This is a genomic window from Mycobacterium sp. KBS0706 (genome assembly GCF_005938675.2).
In the GTDB taxonomy this organism is placed as follows: domain Bacteria; phylum Pseudomonadota; class Alphaproteobacteria; order DSM-16000; family Inquilinaceae; genus Inquilinus.
Genome location: NZ_VCCH02000014.1, coordinates 46828 through 66181, shown reverse-complemented (window position 1 = coordinate 66181; position 19354 = coordinate 46828). Strand labels below are relative to the sequence as shown.

19 protein-coding genes are annotated in these 19354 nt (G+C 69.4%); 13 read left to right on the top strand and 6 right to left on the bottom strand.

Features of this window, described 5'->3' with window-relative positions; translation table 11 throughout:
* Positions 1 to 8 precede the first annotated feature (8 nt).
* Complete coding sequence (locus tag FFK22_RS44395) at positions 9 to 134, bottom strand: hypothetical protein (RefSeq protein ID WP_306770091.1); 126 nt, start codon at positions 132 to 134, stop codon at positions 9 to 11.
* 177 nt (positions 135 to 311) lie between these two features.
* On the opposite strand from FFK22_RS44395, the gene FFK22_RS10160 reads away from it, so the two are divergent.
* From FFK22_RS10160 to FFK22_RS10140, 5 genes are all read left to right on the top strand, one after another.
* On the top strand, positions 312 to 1064 hold the full coding sequence (locus FFK22_RS10160) for an NAD kinase (RefSeq protein WP_221938505.1): 753 nt from the start codon (positions 312 to 314) through the stop codon (positions 1062 to 1064).
* 130 nt (positions 1065 to 1194) lie between these two features.
* Complete coding sequence (locus FFK22_RS10155) at positions 1195 to 3126, top strand: M10 family metallopeptidase C-terminal domain-containing protein (protein ID WP_138886368.1); 1932 nt, start codon at positions 1195 to 1197, stop codon at positions 3124 to 3126.
* A 110-nt stretch (positions 3127 to 3236) separates the two neighbouring features.
* The gene (locus FFK22_RS10150; RefSeq protein ID WP_138886367.1) at positions 3237 to 4250 is read left to right on the top strand and encodes an SPFH domain-containing protein; all 1014 of its coding nucleotides are present in this window, start codon (positions 3237 to 3239) and stop codon (positions 4248 to 4250) included.
* Positions 4247 to 4693, top strand: coding sequence for an NfeD family protein (locus tag FFK22_RS10145; protein WP_138886366.1), 447 nt, complete (start codon positions 4247 to 4249; stop codon positions 4691 to 4693). Before FFK22_RS10150 ends, FFK22_RS10145 begins: the two co-directional genes overlap by 4 nt.
* 178 nt (positions 4694 to 4871) lie before the next feature.
* On the top strand, positions 4872 to 6290 hold the full coding sequence (locus FFK22_RS10140) for a glutamine synthetase family protein (RefSeq protein ID WP_138886365.1): 1419 nt from the start codon (positions 4872 to 4874) through the stop codon (positions 6288 to 6290).
* On the opposite strand, the gene FFK22_RS10135 is transcribed toward FFK22_RS10140, so the two are convergent.
* The gene (locus FFK22_RS10135; protein ID WP_186002400.1) at positions 6284 to 7489 is read right to left on the bottom strand and encodes a multidrug effflux MFS transporter; all 1206 of its coding nucleotides are present in this window, start codon (positions 7487 to 7489) and stop codon (positions 6284 to 6286) included. The genes FFK22_RS10140 and FFK22_RS10135 overlap by 7 nt on opposite strands.
* Positions 7490 to 7676: 187 nt before the next feature.
* Between FFK22_RS10135 and FFK22_RS10130 the strand changes: the two genes are divergently transcribed.
* Positions 7677 to 8417 carry a class I SAM-dependent methyltransferase gene (locus tag FFK22_RS10130; protein WP_138886363.1) on the top strand — a complete coding sequence of 247 codons (741 nt, stop codon included), beginning with the start codon at positions 7677 to 7679 and terminating at the stop codon, positions 8415 to 8417.
* Between the two features lie 3 nt (positions 8418 to 8420).
* Here FFK22_RS10130 and FFK22_RS10125 read toward each other — a convergent pair whose 3' ends face one another.
* Both FFK22_RS10125 and epmA read right to left on the bottom strand, forming a co-directional pair.
* On the bottom strand, positions 8421 to 9365 hold the full coding sequence (locus FFK22_RS10125; RefSeq protein ID WP_138886362.1) for an alpha/beta hydrolase: 945 nt from the start codon (positions 9363 to 9365) through the stop codon (positions 8421 to 8423).
* A gap of 76 nt (positions 9366 to 9441) precedes the next feature.
* The gene (epmA, locus tag FFK22_RS10120) at positions 9442 to 10539 is read right to left on the bottom strand and encodes an EF-P lysine aminoacylase EpmA (RefSeq protein WP_138886361.1); all 1098 of its coding nucleotides are present in this window, start codon (positions 10537 to 10539) and stop codon (positions 9442 to 9444) included.
* Between the two features lie 194 nt (positions 10540 to 10733).
* Between epmA and efp the strand changes: the two genes are divergently transcribed.
* The 7 genes from efp (at position 10734) to FFK22_RS10085 (ending at position 17169) form a co-directional block, all read left to right on the top strand.
* Positions 10734 to 11300, top strand: a complete 567-nt coding sequence (efp, locus tag FFK22_RS10115; protein ID WP_138886360.1) for an elongation factor P — start codon at positions 10734 to 10736, stop codon at positions 11298 to 11300.
* Positions 11301 to 11309: 9 nt separating this feature from the next.
* Positions 11310 to 12137 (top strand): inositol monophosphatase family protein, encoded by an 828-nt coding sequence (locus FFK22_RS10110; RefSeq protein ID WP_138886359.1) that lies wholly within the window; start codon positions 11310 to 11312, stop codon positions 12135 to 12137.
* Between the two features lie 152 nt (positions 12138 to 12289).
* Positions 12290 to 12988 carry an OmpA family protein gene (locus tag FFK22_RS10105; protein WP_138886358.1) on the top strand — a complete coding sequence of 233 codons (699 nt, stop codon included), beginning with the start codon at positions 12290 to 12292 and terminating at the stop codon, positions 12986 to 12988.
* A gap of 11 nt (positions 12989 to 12999) precedes the next feature.
* Entirely contained in the window at positions 13000 to 14217 is a 1218-nt protein-coding gene (locus tag FFK22_RS10100) for a flagellar motor protein MotA (RefSeq protein WP_138886357.1), read from the top strand.
* Between the two features lie 12 nt (positions 14218 to 14229).
* Positions 14230 to 15798 carry a peptidoglycan -binding protein gene (locus FFK22_RS10095; protein ID WP_186002399.1) on the top strand — a complete coding sequence of 523 codons (1569 nt, stop codon included), beginning with the start codon at positions 14230 to 14232 and terminating at the stop codon, positions 15796 to 15798.
* A 90-nt stretch (positions 15799 to 15888) separates the two neighbouring features.
* Positions 15889 to 16518: an acyloxyacyl hydrolase gene (locus FFK22_RS10090; protein WP_138886355.1), complete on the top strand. Its 630-nt coding sequence runs from the start codon at positions 15889 to 15891 to the stop codon at positions 16516 to 16518.
* A gap of 141 nt (positions 16519 to 16659) precedes the next feature.
* Positions 16660 to 17169: a cytochrome P460 family protein gene (locus FFK22_RS10085; RefSeq protein ID WP_138886354.1), complete on the top strand. Its 510-nt coding sequence runs from the start codon at positions 16660 to 16662 to the stop codon at positions 17167 to 17169.
* Positions 17170 to 17272: 103 nt separating this feature from the next.
* On the opposite strand, the gene FFK22_RS10080 is transcribed toward FFK22_RS10085, so the two are convergent.
* Both FFK22_RS10080 and FFK22_RS10075 read right to left on the bottom strand, forming a co-directional pair.
* A complete protein-coding gene (locus tag FFK22_RS10080) occupies positions 17273 to 17968 on the bottom strand; it encodes a DNA-3-methyladenine glycosylase I (protein WP_138886353.1) in 696 nt (231 codons plus the stop codon).
* A 181-nt stretch (positions 17969 to 18149) separates the two neighbouring features.
* Positions 18150 to 19031 (bottom strand): hypothetical protein, encoded by an 882-nt coding sequence (locus FFK22_RS10075; RefSeq protein WP_138886352.1) that lies wholly within the window; start codon positions 19029 to 19031, stop codon positions 18150 to 18152.
* Between the last annotated feature and the right edge of the window lie 323 nt (positions 19032 to 19354).

The following is a 19354-nucleotide window of genomic DNA, read 5'->3' as shown; positions in this document are numbered from 1 at the left end:
CCGCCGGGTCACAGCGTCAGCATCAGGATGGTCCCCGACAGCACGGTGCCGGTGGTCACCATGGCGAAGTGCAGGCCGCATCGCGACAGCACGGCGATCGTCACGAACGCTCCCATCAAAGCCGGAACCATCATTCCCTGTTCTCCCTCTACGGCTTTCCTCGTGATGACCGGGGCACTCTCCCCCATCTTCCGTGAAACGACCGTGAACGGCCCATTCACAGCGTCTCACGGCCGGGGTAGACGGCGGCTCCGCTTCGGCTACAGTCGCCGGCCATGACCCTCGCTTCCCCCGATCCGGCCCCGCCGCGAATGGCGATTCTCGCCGCCGACACCGCCGAGGCCCTCGCGGCCCAGGCCCGGCTCGTCGCCCGCTGGGGCCAATACCCCCCGGAATCGGCCGACGTGATCGTCGCGCTGGGCGGCGACGGCTTCCTGCTGGAGACGCTGCACCGCTGCGTCGAGCGGCGCCGGCCGATCTACGGCATGAATTGCGGCTCGGTCGGCTTCCTGCTGAACGACTTCCAGGAGGAGGATCTGGCCAGCCGGGTGGCGGCGGCGCGCACTGTGATCCTGCACCCGCTGCGGATGCGGGCGACCACGGTCGACGGCACGGTGCACGAGGCGCTGGGCATCAACGAGGTCTCGGTGCTGCGCCAGACCCGGCAGACGGCGAAGCTGCGAATCACGGTCGACGGCATCGTGCGCATGCCCGAGCTGATCTGCGACGGTGCCATCGTGTCGACCCCGGCCGGCAGCACCGCCTACAACCTGTCGGCGCATGGACCGATCATCCCGCTCGGCGCCGGCATCCTGGCGCTGACCCCGATCAGCGCCTTCCGGCCGCGGCGCTGGCGCGGCGCCCTGCTGCCGCAGCGCGCCCGGATCGTGCTGGACATGCTGGAGCTGCCGAAGCGCCCGGTCAGCGCCGTCGCCGATTCGACCGAGGTGCGCGACGTGGCGCGGGTCGAGATCGCCGAGGACCGGTCGGTGTCGCTGCACCTGCTGTTCGACCCCGGCAAGACGCTGGAGGAACGGATCCTGAAGGAGCAGTTCGAGCCTTAGGCGCGGCCCTGCCCGTTTCCTCGCATCCTGAAATATTCTATGCTTTTGTCAGCTTATCGGGACAGTTCGTTTTAGCGACAACCCTGCCGCTTGATTCATCGAGCAGGGATTTTCGATCGGGAGGTATCCCTTGGCGCCGACCAACACCTCGCTCCAGGGCTATATCGACTATCTGAAGACCGGCTATTGGCAATGGTCCCAGGGGCGCGACTACAAGCTCCCCGACCTCGACGTGGCGGTCGATCTCCGGGGGCTCGAGGACAACCCGGCCCAGCTCGCGGCGGCCCGGCTGGCACTGCAGCAGTGGAGCGCCGTCGTCCCGGTCACCTTCCGCGAGGTCACCGCCGGGGCCGAGATCATCTTCGAGAACATCGCCCCCGGCGCCTTCTTCACGCAGGCGTCGAAGCTGCTGAATATCGGCCAGACCTTCTGGGGCGGCAACTTCCAGCTGGGCGGCTACGGCTTCCAGGCCTTTCTGCACGAGATCGGCCACGCCCTCGGCCTCGGCCATGGCGGCCCCTACAACACCGGCGGCACCTACTGGACCGACGCGATCTTCACCAAGGATGTCTGGCCGTTCTCGGTGATGTCCTATTTCAACGGCGAGGATGCCGGGCTCGGCAGCACCGGCTACGCGACCTCGCCGAGGGGCGCCGACATTGCGGCGATCCTGCAGAAATACCTGCCCCGCGGCGCGGTCGTCGCCATGAACACCGGCAACGACGTCTACGGCTTCGGCGGCCGGGAGGGCTTCCGCTTCGGCGACGACGGGATGTTGGCCAATGCCGGCTTCACCATTCACGACACCGGCGGGCGCGACGTCCTCGACCTGTCCGGGTCGCTCTATGGCTGCTGGATCGATGTCCGGCCCGGCGCCTTCTCCAGCGTCAACGCCCGCGGCTACAACGTCTACATCTATCCCGGTGCCGATCCGTCGCCGATCGAGGAGGTGCGCGGCTCGAACAGCGACGACCGAATCACCGGCAGCGCCGGGGCCAACACGCTCCTCGGCAATGGCGGCAACGACGTGCTCCGCGGCGAGGCTGGCGGCGACCGCCTGGATGGCGGCGCCGGGCTGGACCAGGCGAGCTACGAATCCTCAGCTGCCGGGATCACCATCGACCTGATCCTGGGCACGGGCGCCGGCGGCGACGCGGTCGGCGACATGCTGAACGGAATCGAGATCGTGATCGGGTCGCGCCATGCCGACCGGCTCACCGGCAACAGCGAGAGCAACGCCCTGCATGGCGGCGACGGCGACGACATCCTGGTCGACGGCGGCGGCAACGACCGGCTCACCGGCGGTGCCGGGCAGGATCGGGTCGAAGGCGGCAGCGGCAATGATTCGATCGACGGCGGCATCGGCGATGACGTGCTCGCGGGCGGCGCCGACCACGACACCATCTCCGGCGGGCTCGGCGCCGATACGATCGACGGCGGCGACGGCTCCGACATCCTGGAGGGCAGCGCCGGCGCCGACATCCTGCGCGGCGGAGCCGGCGTCGACACCGCCAGCTACGCCGCGACCGCCACGGGGGTGATCGTCGACCTCTCCACCGGCCGGGGCACGGCCGGCGTTGCCGCGGGAGACCAACTCGAGGGCGTCGAGCGGATCCTGGGCTCGGCCCATAACGACGTCCTGACCGGCGATGCCGGCGCGAACACCCTGACCGGGAACAGCGGCGACGATGTGCTCCGCGGCAATGCCGGCGCCGACATCCTCAACGGCGGCGGCCATGCCGACCGCTTCGTATACACCGCCGCGGGCGACAGCACCGTCGCGGCGGCCGGCCGGGACACGATCGTCGACTTCTGGTCGGGCGACGGTGACCGGATCGATCTGCGCCTCATCGACGCCGACGGCAATGCGGCCAATGGCGACACGGCCTTCGCCTTCGGCACCGGCGGCTTCACCGGAGCCGGGGCGGAGCTGAGGATCGCGCCGACCGCCGCCATCCGCGTGGTCCTGGTGCTGGCCGATATCGACGGCAACCGGGTTCCGGACTTCGCCATCACCGTCTCGATCGTGCAGGATCTCGGTGCTGCCGGGTTCCTGCTCTGAGCCCATGCCCGCGGCTGCGATTCCGCCACAAAGTTCCGGTGAAATAATCGGGCCGGTCCGGTAGCCGCTATGGCACACTGCGGCCGCGCCAAGAGGAGCGGAATTCCATCATGTCGGTCTCGCCCTTTGCGATCGTCGTCCTGGCCATCCTGGTCCTGGCGATCCTGGTCATCTTCATGGGCGTCAAATCCGTGCCCCAGGGCCGCGAATGGACGGTGGAGCGGTTCGGCCGCTACACCCGCACCCTGCGCCCCGGCCTGAACCTGATCGTGCCCTTCGTCGACCAGATCGGCGCCAAGCTGTCGATGATGGAGACGGTGTTGGAGGTGCCGCAGCAGGAGATCATCACCCGCGACAACGCCATGGTGACGGTCGACGGCGTGATCTTCTACCAGGTGCTGGACGCGGCCAAGGCGGCCTATGAGGTCGGCAACCTGGAAACCGCGATCATCAACCTGACCATGACCAACATCCGCACGGTCATGGGCTCGATGGACCTGGACGAGCTGCTGTCCAACCGCGACCAGATCAACGTCCGGCTGATGAAGGTGGTCGACGACGCCACCGAGCCCTGGGGCGTCAAGGTCACCCGCATCGAGATCCGCGACATCACCCCGCCGCGCGACCTGGTCGAGAGCATGGGCCGGCAGATGAAGGCCGAGCGCGACCGCCGCGCCACCATCCTCGAGGCCGAGGGCACGCGGCAGGCGCAGATCCTGCGCGCCGAGGGCTTGAAGCAGGCGGCGATCCTGGAAGCCGAGGGCCGGCGCGAGGCGGCGTTCCGCGACGCCGAGGCGCGCGAGCGTTCGGCCGAGGCCGAGGCCAAGGCGACCAGCGCGGTCAGCGAGGCGATCGCCGCCGGCAGCGTGCAGGCGATCAACTACTTCGTCGCCAACCGCTACATCGACTCGCTGAAGGCGATCGCCAGCGCGCCGAACCAGAAGGTGCTGTTCATGCCGGTCGAGGCATCGAACGTGATCGGCGCCATCGGCGGCATCGCCGAGATCGCGCGCGAGGCCTTCGGCCGTGATGGAGCCACGCCGCCGGCCGCCCCGCCCCGGCGGCCGTCGACCGATCCTGCAGCGCCGGCGCCCGAGGGCGGGCCGTGGGGGCCGAAGGCATGATCGTCCAGGGCCCGGAATTCTGGTGGTGGTGGATCGCCGGCGTGGTGCTGCTGATCCTCGAGGTGATGGCGCCCGCCACCTTCTTCCTCTGGCTCGCCATCGCCGCCGGCATCGTCGGCCTGCTGTCCTGGGTGGTCCCGTCGATCGGCTGGGAATTCCAGGTGCTGATCTTCGCGGTGCTGTCGATCGTCAGTGTCGTGGCCTGGCGCGTCTGGCTGAAGCCGCACACCGAGGCCAGCGACCAGCCGACGCTGAACCGCCGCGGCGAGCAGTATGTCGGCCGCATCGTGACGCTGACCGAGCCGATCGCCAACGGCGTCGGCCGCATCCGGATCGCGGACGCGACCTGGGGCGTCGAAGGCCCGGACCTGCCTGCCGGCACCCGCATCCGCATCGCCGCCGTGGTCGGGACGCGGTTTCGGGTGGAGCAGGATTTCGGATAGCCGGCTGCTTCCACCATCCGGCGCAGGATCGACATCGGGGGCTGCTCTGGCGACGAATCGCCAGGCCCACCGAAGCTCTGGTGTTCGCGGCGAGATCTGCCAGACTGCCGAATGGGAACCGCGCCCCACAGGCGGACAACAGCCGGACCGGGCCCATGGATGGACGGGGAGGTCGACCATGCCGCGGAATCAGGACGATGTCGCGTCGCTACTCGACCAGGTCAAGCGTGACCTGCAGGATCAAGCCATCCGCCAAGTCAGGCTCGGCTGGGGCGACCAGCACGGCATCGTCCGTAGCAAGACCCTCACGACCGGGGAGTTTCTCAATTCCGTCGAGAGCGGCAAGGACTTCCCCAGCCTCACCATCTTCGACACGACGAACCACCCGATCACCTACCCGTTCGCCGCCAGCAACCATCTGGAGCTGCCGGGGATATCAGGGCTGCCGGATGTTGCGCTGGTGCCGGATCTGGCGACCTACCGCAAGCTGCCGTGGCTGGACGGCACGGCATGGGTTCTCGGCGACATGCATCTGCAGGACGGCGAGCCCGATCCCCTATGCACCCGCCAGTTCCTCAAGCGCCAGATCGCGCGGGTGAACCAGGCCGGCTTCGAGCCGATCATCGGCCTGGAGGTCGAGTTCCATGTCTTCAGGCTGATCGACGCCCATCTGAGCCCCGAGGAGTCCGGCAATCCTCCCGCTCCTCCCACGGTCGCGAATCTCGCGCATGGCTACCAGTACATGTCGGAGAACCGCACCGACGAGCTGGAGGATGTGCTGGCAGCGATCCGGTCCGCGATGCTCGACATGGGGCTTCCGCTCGCCGGCCTCGACGCGGAATGGGGGCCCGGGCAATGCGAGATCACCTTCCAGCCCGTGCCGGCGCTCGCCGCCGCGGATGCCATGCTGCTGCTGCGGGGCGCGGTCAAGCAGCTCTGCCGCCGTCGCGGCTACCACGCCACCTTCATGACCCTGCCGAAGATCCCGAACGCACTGGCGAGCGGCTGGCACCTGCACCAGTCGCTGCAGGACACCAAGACCGGCTCCAACGCCTTCGTCGGCGACGGCGGCGGTCGAGACCCGCTGTCCGACGTCGGCATGCGCTATCTCGCCGGGCTGCTGGCGCATGCCGCCGGGACCGCGCTCATGACCACGCCGACGATCAACGGGTACAAGCGCTATCGGCCCGATAGCCTCGCGCCCTGCCATGCCAATTGGGGACACGAGAACCGCGGCACCATGCTGCGCATCGTCGGTGCACGGCAGAGTGGCCAGATCCATATCGAGAACCGGGTCGGCGAACCCTGCGCCAACCCTTATCTTTACATCGCGTCGCAGCTCATCGCCGGGCTCGACGGCATCGAACGGGGGCTCGATGCCGGCCCGCCGGCGAACGCAGGCTATCAGGGTGGGCAGCCGCGGCTGCCGCGCAGCCTGATGGAGGCGATCGATGCGTTCCGCCAGGACGAACTGCTGCAGGCCGCGCTCGGCCGGCATCTGAGCACCTATCTCGCCGCGCTGAAGGAGTTCGAGGTCGCCCGCTTCCTGGCGAGCGTCACCGACTGGGAGCACCAGGAATACTTCGAAATCTACTGAGATTCGGGCGGCCCGGCCCGGACGAAGCCGGATTGCCGGAAGGTCGGGCGAACCAGGAAACCCCAGAGCGCGAGGGCCAGGACAGCGAACAGCGCCATGGCCAGCGGCATGCTGGCCGTCCCCAGATAGCCGAAGAGGAGCGAGACGAGGGCGCTGGCCGCGGTTCCGGCGACGATCTCCAGGCATCCGAGGACGCCCGAGGCGGCTCCCGCCCGACCATCCATCGGTTCTAACGCGGCTTGAACGATGCTCGGCATGACGAGGCCACGGCAGAACAGGGCCAGCACGAGGCTCGGCATCATCGTCGCGACGCCGGCCAGCCCGGCGATCGACAGCACCACCAGGAGGACCGCATTGGCCGCGGACAGGCTCAGGCCCAGATCGAGAATCGCGCCGGCACCGACGCCACTCCGGCCGAGCGGCCCGTTGATCCAGGCCCCGATCATGCCCCCGAACGCGGCGCAGGCGAACAGGAGGCTGAAGGTCGACGGGCCGACATCGAAGCCCGTCATCAGGATGAGCGACGAACCGGCCACGAAAGTGAACATGGCGCCGAAGCTCAGGGAGTCGACGAGCACGCGCGCGACGAAGGCGCGGTTTGCCAGGACCGGGACGTAGAGTTCGACGATGCCCACACGGTCCGACGCCCGGCGCGGCGCCTTGGACTCATCGAGACAGAGCCAAGTGATCAGGGCCAGTGCGGAACCTACGATGACGAGCGCACCGAAGATCCAGCGCCATCCGAAGGAGGCCAGGATCCAGCTGCCCAGGGTCGGGGCGACCAGGGGGATCACGCCGAAGAGAAGGTTCACGAAAGCGAGCTTCGTCCGGGCGCGGGCACCGTCGAAGAGATCACGAATGATGGCGAAGGCAATGGCCGCGCCGGCGGCCGCCCCGATGCCTGCGAACAGGCGCCAGATGATCAGCGCGGCGACGCTCGGGGCCAGCATGCAGGCCAGCGCCGAGAGGACGAACAGCCCGATCCCGGCGAGCAGGCTCGGTCGCCGGCCCAGCTGGTCGGACAGAGGCCCGAAGACCAGCTGGCCGACAGCGAGCCCGGCCATGAAGGCGGCGATCGTGAAGCCGATCTGGGAAGGAGATGCGGCGAGGTCCCGCCCGATCGTCGGAAAGGCCGGCAACGCGGCGTCGATCGCCCAGGAGGGCAATGCCGCAAACCCTCCCAGCAAGAGAGTGAACATCGGCGAGTCGTGTCTCAGTCGCATCGCTCGGGCGAGTCGGACGGAGTGATGTCGAAGCAAGAAAAGATCAGTCGAATGGAAAAAGATTACCCTACACGCAGGCGACCGCAATGCCTGTCCGCAGCGCAGCCCGCTACGGCAGGCGTCAAGGCCCGGGTGGTGATCACGAACGGCGGAGGACAGTCCCTTGACCAGCACGCCCTATGACGCGATCGCGCGCCGCTATGACAACGCCATCGGCGACCGGACTGCGGATCGGCTCTATCTGGCCGGGATCCTGGAACGCAACGGCGCCACGCAGGGCGATCTGCTGGAGCTCGCATGCGGCACCGGCGAGATGCTTCTCTCGCTCCGGGAAAGTTTCCGCCTGACCGGCCTCGACAGGTCAGCGGCGATGATCGACGAGGCGCGGAGGAAGCTCCCCGACGCGACATTCATCGAGGCCGACATGAGGTCCTTCGAGACCGGCCGGTGCTACGACGTCATCCTGCTGCTCTTCAACTCGCTGAACCAGGTTCCGGACGCCAATGATTGGGACCTCGTCTTCCGGCGGGCCGCGGGGCATCTGCGGCCGAACGGGCTCTTCGTGCTCGAGCTCAACATGCCGGCCAAGCTGGAGCGGCTGGCCGGCGCGCCGGCGCGCTACCACACCGGCGGCCGGGACCACTACATCATGGAGGTCGTGCGGCTCGATCGCCCAGGACCGATCGCCGTCGACATGCACATCCGCATCTTCACGCCGGCGTCGCCGGACCGCTACGAGCTCCTGGCCGAGACCATCCACGAGATCGCACTGGAGGCGGACGCGGTCCGCGGCAAGCTGGCCCGTCAGTTCGACGAGATCGAAGTCCGGGACAGGCAGGCCGGCTCCGATCCGGCCGATGCCCGGACCGAAGTCGCATTCTTCATCTGCCGCAAGCCGGGCTGAGCGTCACACCCCCCGCAACGCCTCGTCGATCGCGGCGATCTGCGGCAGGCCGCCGGGGATCAGGTGGATCAGGGCGTTGAAGGCGTGGACCATGCCGGGCGCCATGACATAGGTCACCGGCACCTTGGCCTCCTTCAGCATCCGGGCATAGACCCGCGCCTCGTCGCGCAGCGGGTCGCATTCCGCCGCCAGCACGAAGGTCTTCGGCAGCCGCGGCGGCACCGGATGCAGGATCGGCGAGGCCAGCGGATGGTCCGGCGCCTCGTCCGGCCCGAGATAGCATTGCCGGAACCATTCGAGATCGACCCGGTCCAGGCCGTAGCCTTCGCCGTAGTCCAGCACCGAATGCTGGCTCATGGTCAGGTCGAGCCAGGGGCACAGCAGATAGGTCAGGGCGATGCGCGGCCCGTTCTCGGTCGCCGCCAGCCGGCTGATTGCGGCGGCCAGGCCGGCGCCGGAGCTGGTGCCGCCGACCATCAGCCGGCGCGGGTCGCCGCCGAAGCTCGCGGCGTGATGCGCGGCCCAGAGCAGCGCGTCATAGGCGTCGTCGATCGCCGCCGGGAACGGATGGTCGGGGCCGAGGCGATAGCTGGCGGAGATCACCAGGGCCGGGGTGTTGGCCGCGATCCGGCGGGCCTCGTCCTCGCTCTCCTCGATGCCGCCCAGGACATAGCCGCCGCCGTGGAAATACAGCGCCACCGGCAGCGGGCGCCCGCCCGCCCCCTTGGGCCGCAGGATACGCAGCCGGCGGGGGCCGGCGCGGCCCTCGATCTCGTAATCCTCGACGAGGTCCATCTCCGGCAGCGTCGGCATCCGCGACAGTTTCAGCTCGCTGAACACCGCCCTGGCCCGGTCCGCCCCGATATCGGCCCAGGACTGGATGCTCGTCTTCTCCCGCCAGCGCTCCACCGCCTCCAGATACGCCTCGCAGTCGGGATGCAGGATCATCAAGAACTCCGGATCGACGGAACGGTGCGCGGTGCCCGGCCGAAACGCTCAGCGCGCGACCATCGTTCCGATGACGTCATCGCGTCGTCATCGTTCCGATGACGGGCGCCCAGAGCACGTCATCGATGTGGTCCGCCCCGGTCGCGAGCATCACCAGGCGATCGAACCCTAGCGCGATCCCGCTGCAGTCGGGAAGGCCGCCGCCGCGATCCGGGTCGAGTGCCGCCAGGAAGTCCTCGTCGATCGGGTAGCGCACGCCGTAGAGCTGTTGCTTCAGGTCCATGTCGGCCTCGAACCGGGCTTGCTGCGCCGTGGCGTCGGTCAGCTCGCCGAAGGCGTTCGCCAGCTCCAGCCCGGCGACATAAAGCTCGAATCGCTCGGCGGTGCGCGGATCGGCCGGGTTCGGCCGCGACAGCGCCGCCATCGACAGCGGGTAGTCGGTCAGCACGCAGGGGCTGCCAAGGCCGAGCCGGGGCTCGATCCGCTCCAGGAACACGCGGAAGAACAGGTCGTCCCAGCGATCGCCCTCGCGCGCCGGTATGCCGATCGCCGTGGTCGCCGCGTTCAGCAGGGCGAGGTCGGGGTCGAGCGGATCCGGCGCCGTCGCCAGCAGGTCGATGCCGGTGAACTCCAGGAACGCCTGCTGCACCGTCAGCACCCGCCATTCGGCGAAGGGGTCGCAGTCCTGTCCGCGCCAGCTCAGCCGGTCGCGCCCGGCCGCCTGCGCCGCCGCCTGGAACAGAGCGCGGCAGTCGTCGATCAGCACCCGGTACCCCTCGCCCGCCCGGTACCATTCGATCATGGTGAATTCCGGGTGATGGGTGGCGGAACGCTCGGCGTTGCGGAAGACGTGGCTCATCTGGAAGATCCGCTCCAGCCCCGCCGCGAGCAGCTTCTTCATCGCGAATTCGGGGCTGGTGTGCAGGTACAGCCGCTGCGCGTCGTCCGGATGCGGCCCGCGCAGCTCGGTCGAGAAGGCGACCAGATGCGGCTCCAGCCCCGGCGAGACCTGCAGCGCCGGGGTGTCGACCTCGAGGAAGCGACGCTCGGCGAAGACCTGCCGCACCGCGGCCGTGATCCGCGCCCGCGCCTCGAGATAGGGCCGCTTGCGGGCATAGACGCCGCTCTGCCACCAGCGGCCGCGCAAGCCCCGAATGCCCGGTTCCGTTGCCATGGTCCGATCCGATCCTGTCATCCCGCCTCGATAGCAGGTCGCGGCGCGCGGCGCAGCGTTGCTCTGACGGCGCCGACTCGACGTTGCCCTTGGCGGGACTTGCTGCTAGGGTCCGCGCCCATCGCGCCACCCTGTCGTGCCGCCCCAGGCGCGCCAGTGGGGCGCGAAACGCATTTATTCGCAGAAGATCCGCCATGAAGGTCAACGCCATCACGATCCGGCCCGGCAACGTCCTCGAATACGAGGGCAAGCTGATGCTGGTGACCAAGATCGAGATCATTCAGCCGGGCAAGGGCAACGCCGTCATCCAGGTCGAGATGCGCGACGCCCGCACCGGCACCAAGACGCAGCAGCGGTTCCGCACCCAGGAGACGGTCGAGCGTGCCCGCCTGGACGAGCACGAGATGCAGTTCCTGTACCAGGAAGGCGATCACTTCACCTTCATGGACAATGAGAGCTTCGAGCAGACCCAGGTGCCGGTCGACACGGTTGGCGACCCGGCGCGCTTCCTGCAGGAAGGCATGATCTGCACCGTGACCATGTATGAGGGCTCGGCCCTGTCGGTCGAGCTGCCGCAGACCGTCACCATGCAGATCACCGAGGCCGACCCGGTGGTGAAGGGGCAGACCGCCTCCTCCTCCTATAAGCCGGCGGTGCTGGAGAACGGCGTCCGCGTCATGGTGCCGCCGCATGTCTCCTCGGGCACCCGGATCGTCATCAACACGGCCGACGGCACCTATCTCGAGCGCGCGAAGGACTGATCTCCTCTTATGGCCGGACGTTCCCCCCTCATCACCGTCATGATCCGCGCGGCCCAGAAGGCCGGGCGCGGCCTCGTCCGCGATTTCGGCGAGGTCGAAAACCTGCAGGTCAGCCGCAAGGGTCCCGCCGACTTCGTCTCGGCGGCCGACCTCAAGGCCGAGGCGACCCTGCGCGAGGAGCTGACTCGCGCCCGTCCGCGCTTCGGCTGGCTGATGGAAGAAGGCGGTGTGATCGAGGGTGAGGACAAGGATCGGCGCTGGGTCGTCGACCCGCTCGACGGCACCACCAATTTCCTGCACGGCATCCCGCATTTCGCGATCTCGATCGCGCTGGAGCAGGAAGGCGTGCCGGTGGCCGGGGTGATCTACAACCCGGTGTCCGACGAGCTGTACTGGGCCGAGAAGGGCGCCGGCGCCTTCCTCAACGACCGGCGCCTGCGCGTCTCCAGCCGCAAGAACCTGCCGGATTCGCTGATCGGCACCGGCATGCCCTTCATGGGCCGCGGCGACAGCATCGCCTACCAGCGCGAGCTGCAGATGATCATGCCGCATGTCGCCGGCATCCGCCGGATGGGCGCGGCATCGCTCGACCTCGCCTATGTTGCCGCCGGCCGTTTCGACGGCTTCTGGGAGACCGGGCTGAACCCCTGGGACATCGCCGCCGGCATCGTGCTGGTGCAGGAGGCGGGCGGCTTCGTCACCGATATCGACGGCAAGGGCCCGGCCCTGACCGCCGAGACGGCGGTCGCCGGCAATGTGCTGATCCACAAGACCCTGGCCATGGCGATCGCCAAGGCCCGCGCCCCGCGCGCGCCGAAGGCCGCAGCCGCGTCCTGACCTCGGGCATCGGTCGTAAGGCTGCATTCCTTCGATCGATAGCCCTGTCCTGACGCTGCTTGGCGATTGTTTCGCCCTCCCCCGCTGAGCTATGGTCCGCCCCGTTGCATGCGGGTGTATGATCCATGGTCCGTAGCGTTGTGAGGTTCGGCTTGGCCCACCGTCAGCAGACCGACCAGCGGGGGTGGACCCGCCTGGCGGTCCTGGTTCTTCCCGCCGCCCTGATCCTGGGGGCGGCGAGCGCGAGGGCGGAGGATCCGCTCGACACCGGCGACCTGCCGCTCGACACCCGGATCCTGACCCGCGGCGAGACAGCGCCTCCGGCGGCGCTGCCGGTGCCGACCTCGGCCGGGCCGGTGACCGGCCCGATCCCGTTCCTGGAACCGTACCAGCCGGCCATCCCGTCCCTGCCCGGCCTGGTCGACGAGCCGGCGCCGGCCTACGACGCCGACGTGGTGGTCAGGGGCGCCGGCTTCGCCGACCCGAACGTCAAGGCCAAGGCCGTGCCGGGGATGGCGCCCGGCGACATGGTCGGGCTCGTGGTCGGCGACGGCTTCCGCATCCGCTTCACCCCCGGCACCGAGGAGATCGGCACCGAGGCCGGCGACCTGCTGTCCGGCCTGGTCGAGCGGCTGGCCGCCGACGGCACCAGCCTGATCGAGATCCGGTCCTATGCCGGGGCGAAGCCGGACCCGGCCAATGCCCGCCGCCTCTCGCTCAGCCGCGCGCTCAACATCCGCGCCTTCCTGATCGACCGCGGCGTCGACAGCAAGCGCATCGCCCTGCGCGCGCTCGGCAACACCTCGCCGCCGGACCAGCCCGCGGACCGCGTCGACCTCCGGATCCAGTAGAGAGCCCCCCGATGTCGATCACCGCCCTGGCATCCCGCCCGACCTCGATACGCCCGGCGATGTCCAGCCCCCGGCGGTACCTGGTCCGGATGACGGGCTTCGTCATCATCGTCGCCATCGTCGCCGCCGTGCTGGGGCCGGGCGTGTCCTCGGCCTTCATGGCCAATCCGGCGCTGAACGGCGTGATCCTGGCCACCACGGTGTTCGGCATCGTGTTCTGCTTCCGGGCGGTCTTGAACCTAGAACCCGACATCCGCTGGATCGCGGCGCATCTGGCGCAGCGCGCCTCGGGCGGCCGCATCGCACCGGTGCAGCCGCGCCTGCTGGCCCCGATCGCCCGGGTGATCACCGAGCAGCAGGGCGAGCTCAGCCTGTCGCCGATGGCGCTGCGCTCGCTTCTCGACGCGATCGGCGCCCGGCTCAGCGAAAGCCGCGAGATCTCGCGCTACCTGATCGGCCTCCTGATCTTCCTCGGCCTGCTCGGCACGTTCTGGGGCCTGCTGGAGACGGTGCGTTCGGCCAGCGGCGTGATCGCCGGGCTGGACATGGAGGCGGCGGATCCCAGCGCTGCCTTCGCCACGCTGAAGCATGGGCTGGAGGCGCCGCTGCAGGGCATGGGCACCGCGTTCAGCGCCTCGCTGTTCGGCCTCGCCGGCTCGCTGGCCCTGGGCTTCCTCGAGCTGCAGGCGAGCCAGGCGCAGAACCGCTTCTACAACGAGCTCGAGGACTGGCTGTCGGCCAACACCCGCCTCTCCGCCGGCCCGCAGCAGGGCAGCGGCTACGAGATCGAGGCCGGCGAGCCGGTGTTCCCTGCCTATGTCGAATCGGTGGTGGCCCAGACCGCGGAGAATCTCGAGGCGCTGCGCCGCCTGACCGTGCAGGCGGAGGAGGAGCGCCGTGGCCAGGGCGGCGTGCTCGGCTCCGTCGCCACCCAGTTGACGGCGATCGACGACCATCTGCAGAACCAGCAGGCGCTGACGGCCCGGCTGGCAGAGGGCCAGGTGGCGACTGCGGCGGTGCTGGCCCGCCTCGCCACCGCGCTCGAATCCGATCGCTTCGGCATCGACGAGCCGACCCGCCAGCACATCCGCAGCATGGACACCACGGTCAAGCGGATGATCGAGGAGCTGTCGACCGGCCGGATCCAGCTCTCCGGCGAGATCCGCGGCGAGATCAAGCTGCTGGCCCGCACCATCGCCGCCCTGGCCGAAGGCACCGAGGGGCGCTGACGGGCGATGGCGATGCGCGGCCGCTTCTCCTTCAACGAACGGCGCCAGGTCGATGTCTGGCCCGGCTGGGTCGACGCGCTGTCGTCCCTGCTGATGGTCGTCATCTTCCTGCTGATGGTGTTCCTGGCCTCGCAGTTCTACCTGTCGACCGTGGTCAGCGGCCGCGACGAGACCGTGGGCCGGCTGAACCGCCAGGTCTCCGAGCTGACCGACCGGCTGGCGCTGGAGCAGGACAGCGGTCGCGACCTCAAGACCCGCATCGACCGTCTGTCCGCCGACCTCGACGGCAGCGCCCGCGAGCGGACCGATCTCGGCAACCGCCTTGCCGCCGTGCAGCAGGACCGCGACGCCATCGACCGGCAGCTGCGCACCGCCCTCGCCCAGGTGGAGACCCTGACCGGCAGCACCACCGACCGCGACGCCCAGCTGCAGGAGGCGGCGCGGGTGATCCAGGACAACCAGGCGACGATCGAGAGGCAGCGGCGCGAGCTGGCCCAGCTGCAATCCGACCTGGCGACGCTGCGCACCGGCACCCAGGACCGCGACCTGACCGCAGGCCAGCTCTCGACCGCGCTCGACGCCAGCCGCAAGGAGGCCTCGGACCTCGGCGCGCAGCTGGACCGCACCCGGACGGAGCTGGACCGCACCCAGGCCGAGCGCGACCGCGCGCAGCAGGACGTCAAGGCTGGGCAGGAGCGCGCCCAGGCGCTGGAGGCGCAAGTCGCCGCGTCGCAGCAGGACGTGAAGACCGGGCAGGAGCGCGCCCAGGCGCTGGAGGCGCAAGTCGCCGCGTCGCAGAAGGATGTGCAGAATCTGACCGCCCAGGTCGCGCAGCTCGACGCCCGCATCGCCGAGCTCAGCGGCACGCTCGACCGCGCCACCGCGGCGTTGGCGACCGAGAAGTCGACCAGCGAGAGCGAGCACGGCCGCGGCGAGCGGCTGGCGGCCGAGGCCGCGGCGCTGCGCCAGCAGCTCTTCGAGATCGAGACCACGCTGCGCGATTCGGAGAAGACGGTCGGCGACAAGGATGTCGAGATCGCCAACCTGACCTCGCGGCTCAACCAGGCGCTGGTGCGCCGGGTCGACGAGCTCAGCCGCTCGCGATCGGCGTTTTTCGGCAAGCTGCGCGACGTGCTCGGCGAGCGGCAGGATGTCCGCGTCGTCGGCGACCGCTTCGTGTTCCAGTCCGAGGTGCTGTTCCCGGTCGGCTCGGCCGAGCTGCAGCCAGGCGGCGAGGAGCAGCTGGCCCAGTTCGCCGCGACGCTGAAGCGAATCGCCACCCAGTTCCCGCCCGATGTCGACTGGCTGCTGCGCATCGACGGCCACACCGACCGGCAGCCGATCACCGGCGGGCCGTTCCCCACCAACTGGCAGCTGTCGACCGCCCGGGCGCTGTCGGTGCTGAACTTCCTGGCGACCCAGGGCATCCCGCCGCAGCGCATGGCGGCCGCGGGATTCGGCGAGTGGCAGCCGCTCGACCAGGGCAACACGCCCGACGCCTATCGCCGCAACCGCCGCATCGAGCTGCGCCTCGACCAGCGTGGCGACAGCGGCCCGGACGCCGCGCCCGCGACGCAGTGAGCCGGCGGAAAAGCGTTGCGTCGGGTTTCGCACGCCCGTAATCATCCCGGACCCCGGGGCCGCGGCCCCGGCAGGAATGAAGGGTGCAGAATGAAGAAGCTCCTGACCGGCGTCGCGGTGGCTGCCGTCGTGCTCGGATCCGTGCAGACGGCGCAGGCCGCCAACGTGCCCATCTGGATCGGCATCGGTTCGGCCGCGATCCTCGCCGCCGGCATCCTCGGCGAGAATTCTGACATCGGCGACATCCATGTCGGCAATGGCGCCACCGACCTGCCGCTGTCGCTGACGCTCGGTGCGGGCTACTACAACATCCTGAACGACAAGGGCGAGCCGGGCCACGAGGACCGCGATAAGGGCGGCGCCGGCCTCGGCCGGGTGGAACTGCGCTTCAACGAGCAGTTCCTGCGCATCCGGCCCTTCATCGGCATCGAGGGCAACACGGACTCGGCCACCTATCTCTATGGCGGCGGCATGCTCGACGTCCGCTTCGGCCCGCACTTCATCCTGTCGCCGAACGCCGCGGTCGGCGCCTATTTCAACGGCGACGGCCGGGACATGGGCTCGACCGTCGAATTCCGGACCGGCATCGAGGCAGCCTGGGAGTTCGACAACCGGATGCGGATCGGCGCCGCCTTCCACCACATCTCCAACGCCGGCATCGGCGATGTGAATCCCGGCGTCGAGACCCTGACGCTGAACTTCTCGATCCCGCTGAACTGAGGAAACCGGGCCGCCCGGCGGCGACCGGGCGGCCCCGAATCCCATAGGAACCAGCGCCACTCACAACTCCTAACGGGCGGTGCGACGCGATCTCTGCTGGGATGCGCGCCACACCGAATCATCGCCGTGATGGAGTCTCCGATGAAACCCGCCCGCATCGCCCTGCTCGGGGCCGCTCTGGCCTGCACCGTTTTCGGCGCGGTGGCGCTGGCCGCGCAGGACGGCGCTCCCGACAACGCCTCGCCGATCTACGGGGTGACGATCCCCGAGGGCTACCGGCAATGGCCGTTCATCGCCCCGGCGCATGAGACCGATCCGCTGAACGAGCTGCGCGTCGTGGTCGGCAATCCCACCGCGATCAAGGCATATCAGGACGGCACCCTGCCCTTCCCGGACGGCACCATCCTGGTCAAGCTGGCCTGGAAGCATGTCCAGTCCACCGAGTTCGCGCCCGCCTATGTGCCCGGCGCGGCGACCACGGTGCAGGTCATGGTCAAGGATTCGAAGCGCTACGCCGACACCGGCGGCTGGGGCTTCGGCCGCTTCATCGACGGCAAGCCGGTCGACCAGGCCCAGCACGAGACCTGCTGGGCCTGCCACGAAGCCAATGTGAAGGACCATGACTACGTCTTCACGCGCTTCGCGCCCTGAGCCAGGCGGCCGGATGATCCCTGGCCGGCCGCAACGACCCGGCCCAACTCGGCATACCGGCTCTATCCGGCTGAGTTGGGAGCAAACCACCCGACGACGCGTCCTATCGGCGGCCGTGGCCGACGTCGCCGATGCTCATGGCGAGGATGCGGCTGATCTCGGTCAGGTCGCGCCCGGTTTCCGCGGACCAGCGGTTGAAGGCCTGCTGCATGGTCTTGAAGTCGCCCTTGCCACCCGGCGCCTTGGTCAGGACGCCCTCGCGGATCAGCGCGGCCACCACGTCGCCGGTCGGAATGAAGGCCGGCTTGCCGATCGCCCGCAGGAAGCGCATGCCGGTGTCGCCGCCCAGCCGGTTGCCGCGCTTCTTCAGCACCTCCAGCAGACCGACATAGTCGGCATCCGGCCAGTCCGCCAGGAACCGGGCGGCGCTGCCGTGCTCGGCCGCCAGGTCCAGCAGGAACCGGGCATTGGCGACGACGGACTGGATCTTGGCCCCATGCCGGACGATGCGGCTATCCTTCAGGAGGGCGTCGAGCCGCTCCTCCGACAGCGCAGCGCAGCGGTGGGGATCGAAGCCGTCGAACGCGGCCTCGAAGCCGTCCCACTTCGCGGCGATCACCTTGGAGGCGAAGCCGGCGTTGAAGATGCGCCGGGTCATCTCCGCCAGGATGCGGTCGTCCGGCGTGGCGGCGATCTCGTCGGGAATGCGCGACTTCGTCTCGGCCAGCGCGCGTTCGAGCCCATCCATGCCGCCGCGGCGCTCCGCCGCCAGAGCGACGACCTTCGCGAAATCACCCATGCCCGCAATCCCTCGGTTCCGGCGCCGGAGGCCAGGAGAGCCCCTCCGTCCGCGCCGATCCAGAGGAAAATGGCCAGGCCATGATGTTGTGGATCAACGTCGTGGTCGGACGCTGAGCGAGGATCCGAGCGACGGCACGGCCCCCCTCACCCTCCGTCCCATCCGGACCGGCCCGAAGCCGTCACCCGGTGTCGGCGGCCTCCAGGTCGTCGGCGGCCTCCGGGTCGTCGAAATACATGCCGATGCCGAGGGAGCGGCAGAGCCGGTCGGCGACGATGGCGGCGCATTCGGTGTCGAGCCACTCGATCACGTCAGGTTCCTGCAGCCGTACCGCCAGACCGGCCCGGAGCCCGGGGATCCGGGACGGGTCGGGAACATCCGCGAAGGCCCGTTCGACCACAGCGACCACGATATCCCGGCGCCGTGCCCGCTCGGCCCGGATCTTGGCCTCGCTGCCCGCCGGCCGGGCCGGGCGCGGCGTGGCCGGCCAGCCGGGAGCCCAGCGGCGCCATTCCTCGGTCAGGCCGAGGCCGCTGGCCAGACCGGCCATCACCGAGCCGACCGGCCGGTCCTCGACCCGGACATCTTCGTCCTGGTAGAGGTCCGCGACCCGCTCCTCGAGCTCGGCCTCGAGCTCCGCGACGCGGTCGAGATCCTCGACCTCGTCATTGATCATCAGCCCCAGGGTGAACTCGACCTCATCGCGGTGGCGGGCACGGCGCGCCTTGCGGGCGGCCTCCTGCACCGCGACATGGTCCTTGGCGCGGGCGCAGAGATGGTCTGCGGCGCGGCTGCGCAGCGCAAGGGAGTGCTGCACCGAGCGGGCGAAGCGGCTGAAGGCCAGCCCGGCCTGCCGGGCTTCGGCCCTGGCCCCGGTCGCGTCCGCAGCGGCGTCCTCGGCCCGGGCCTCGGCAACCCGGGCCTGGGCGGCGAGGGCATTGGCGCCTTCCGCCTCGGCCAGCTGCATGCCGATCTCGGCCAGGCGCGTGAGCACCCCGATCTGCTGCAGCGCGAGGCTGCGGCAGTGAGCGTGGATGTCGAGATCTTCCGATGCGGGCTCCATGGAACGTATCATGAACAAATGCCGCAGTTAACGCAATGAACTTTGCGTTAACAACTCGCCGCGGCCGGCGCAGGCGGCGGCAGCCTGGATCGGCGCCCGCACTGACGGTGACGATTGCGGGTACGGCAAAGGGTGAGAAGCGGCCCCGCGAACGGAGCTGCGAGACGTCCGGATCGCGCGAAAAGCGGTCATGGCGCTCGGCACCGGAGAGCAGACCTGACCGTATGCGATCCGAAGGCTCAGCACGGGCTGCACTCCGGAACGGTTGCTTCATCCGCTTTTGCGGACTGTCCCATGGCGTGAGCCGGCACCGTGAGCAAGGC

Coding starts and splice junctions, on each gene's coding strand:
- FFK22_RS44395 (WP_306770091.1), bottom strand. CDS start 134: ATGATGGTTCCGGCTTTGATGGGAGCGTTCGTGACGATCGCCGTGCTG.
- FFK22_RS10160 (WP_221938505.1), top strand. CDS start 312: ATGGCGATTCTCGCCGCCGACACCGCCGAGGCCCTCGCGGCCCAGGCC.
- FFK22_RS10150 (WP_138886367.1), top strand. CDS start 3,237: ATGTCGGTCTCGCCCTTTGCGATCGTCGTCCTGGCCATCCTGGTCCTG.
- FFK22_RS10145 (WP_138886366.1), top strand. CDS start 4,247: ATGATCGTCCAGGGCCCGGAATTCTGGTGGTGGTGGATCGCCGGCGTG.
- FFK22_RS10140 (WP_138886365.1), top strand. CDS start 4,872: ATGCCGCGGAATCAGGACGATGTCGCGTCGCTACTCGACCAGGTCAAG.
- FFK22_RS10135 (WP_186002400.1), bottom strand. CDS start 7,489: ATGTTCACTCTCTTGCTGGGAGGGTTTGCGGCATTGCCCTCCTGGGCG.
- FFK22_RS10125 (WP_138886362.1), bottom strand. CDS start 9,365: ATGATCCTGCATCCCGACTGCGAGGCGTATCTGGAGGCGGTGGAGCGC.
- epmA (WP_138886361.1), bottom strand. CDS start 10,539: ATGGCAACGGAACCGGGCATTCGGGGCTTGCGCGGCCGCTGGTGGCAG.
- efp (WP_138886360.1), top strand. CDS start 10,734: ATGAAGGTCAACGCCATCACGATCCGGCCCGGCAACGTCCTCGAATAC.
- FFK22_RS10110 (WP_138886359.1), top strand. CDS start 11,310: ATGGCCGGACGTTCCCCCCTCATCACCGTCATGATCCGCGCGGCCCAG.
- FFK22_RS10100 (WP_138886357.1), top strand. CDS start 13,000: ATGTCGATCACCGCCCTGGCATCCCGCCCGACCTCGATACGCCCGGCG.
- FFK22_RS10095 (WP_186002399.1), top strand. CDS start 14,230: ATGCGCGGCCGCTTCTCCTTCAACGAACGGCGCCAGGTCGATGTCTGG.
- FFK22_RS10090 (WP_138886355.1), top strand. CDS start 15,889: ATGAAGAAGCTCCTGACCGGCGTCGCGGTGGCTGCCGTCGTGCTCGGA.
- FFK22_RS10085 (WP_138886354.1), top strand. CDS start 16,660: ATGAAACCCGCCCGCATCGCCCTGCTCGGGGCCGCTCTGGCCTGCACC.
- FFK22_RS10080 (WP_138886353.1), bottom strand. CDS start 17,968: ATGGGTGATTTCGCGAAGGTCGTCGCTCTGGCGGCGGAGCGCCGCGGC.
- FFK22_RS10075 (WP_138886352.1), bottom strand. CDS start 19,031: ATGGAGCCCGCATCGGAAGATCTCGACATCCACGCTCACTGCCGCAGC.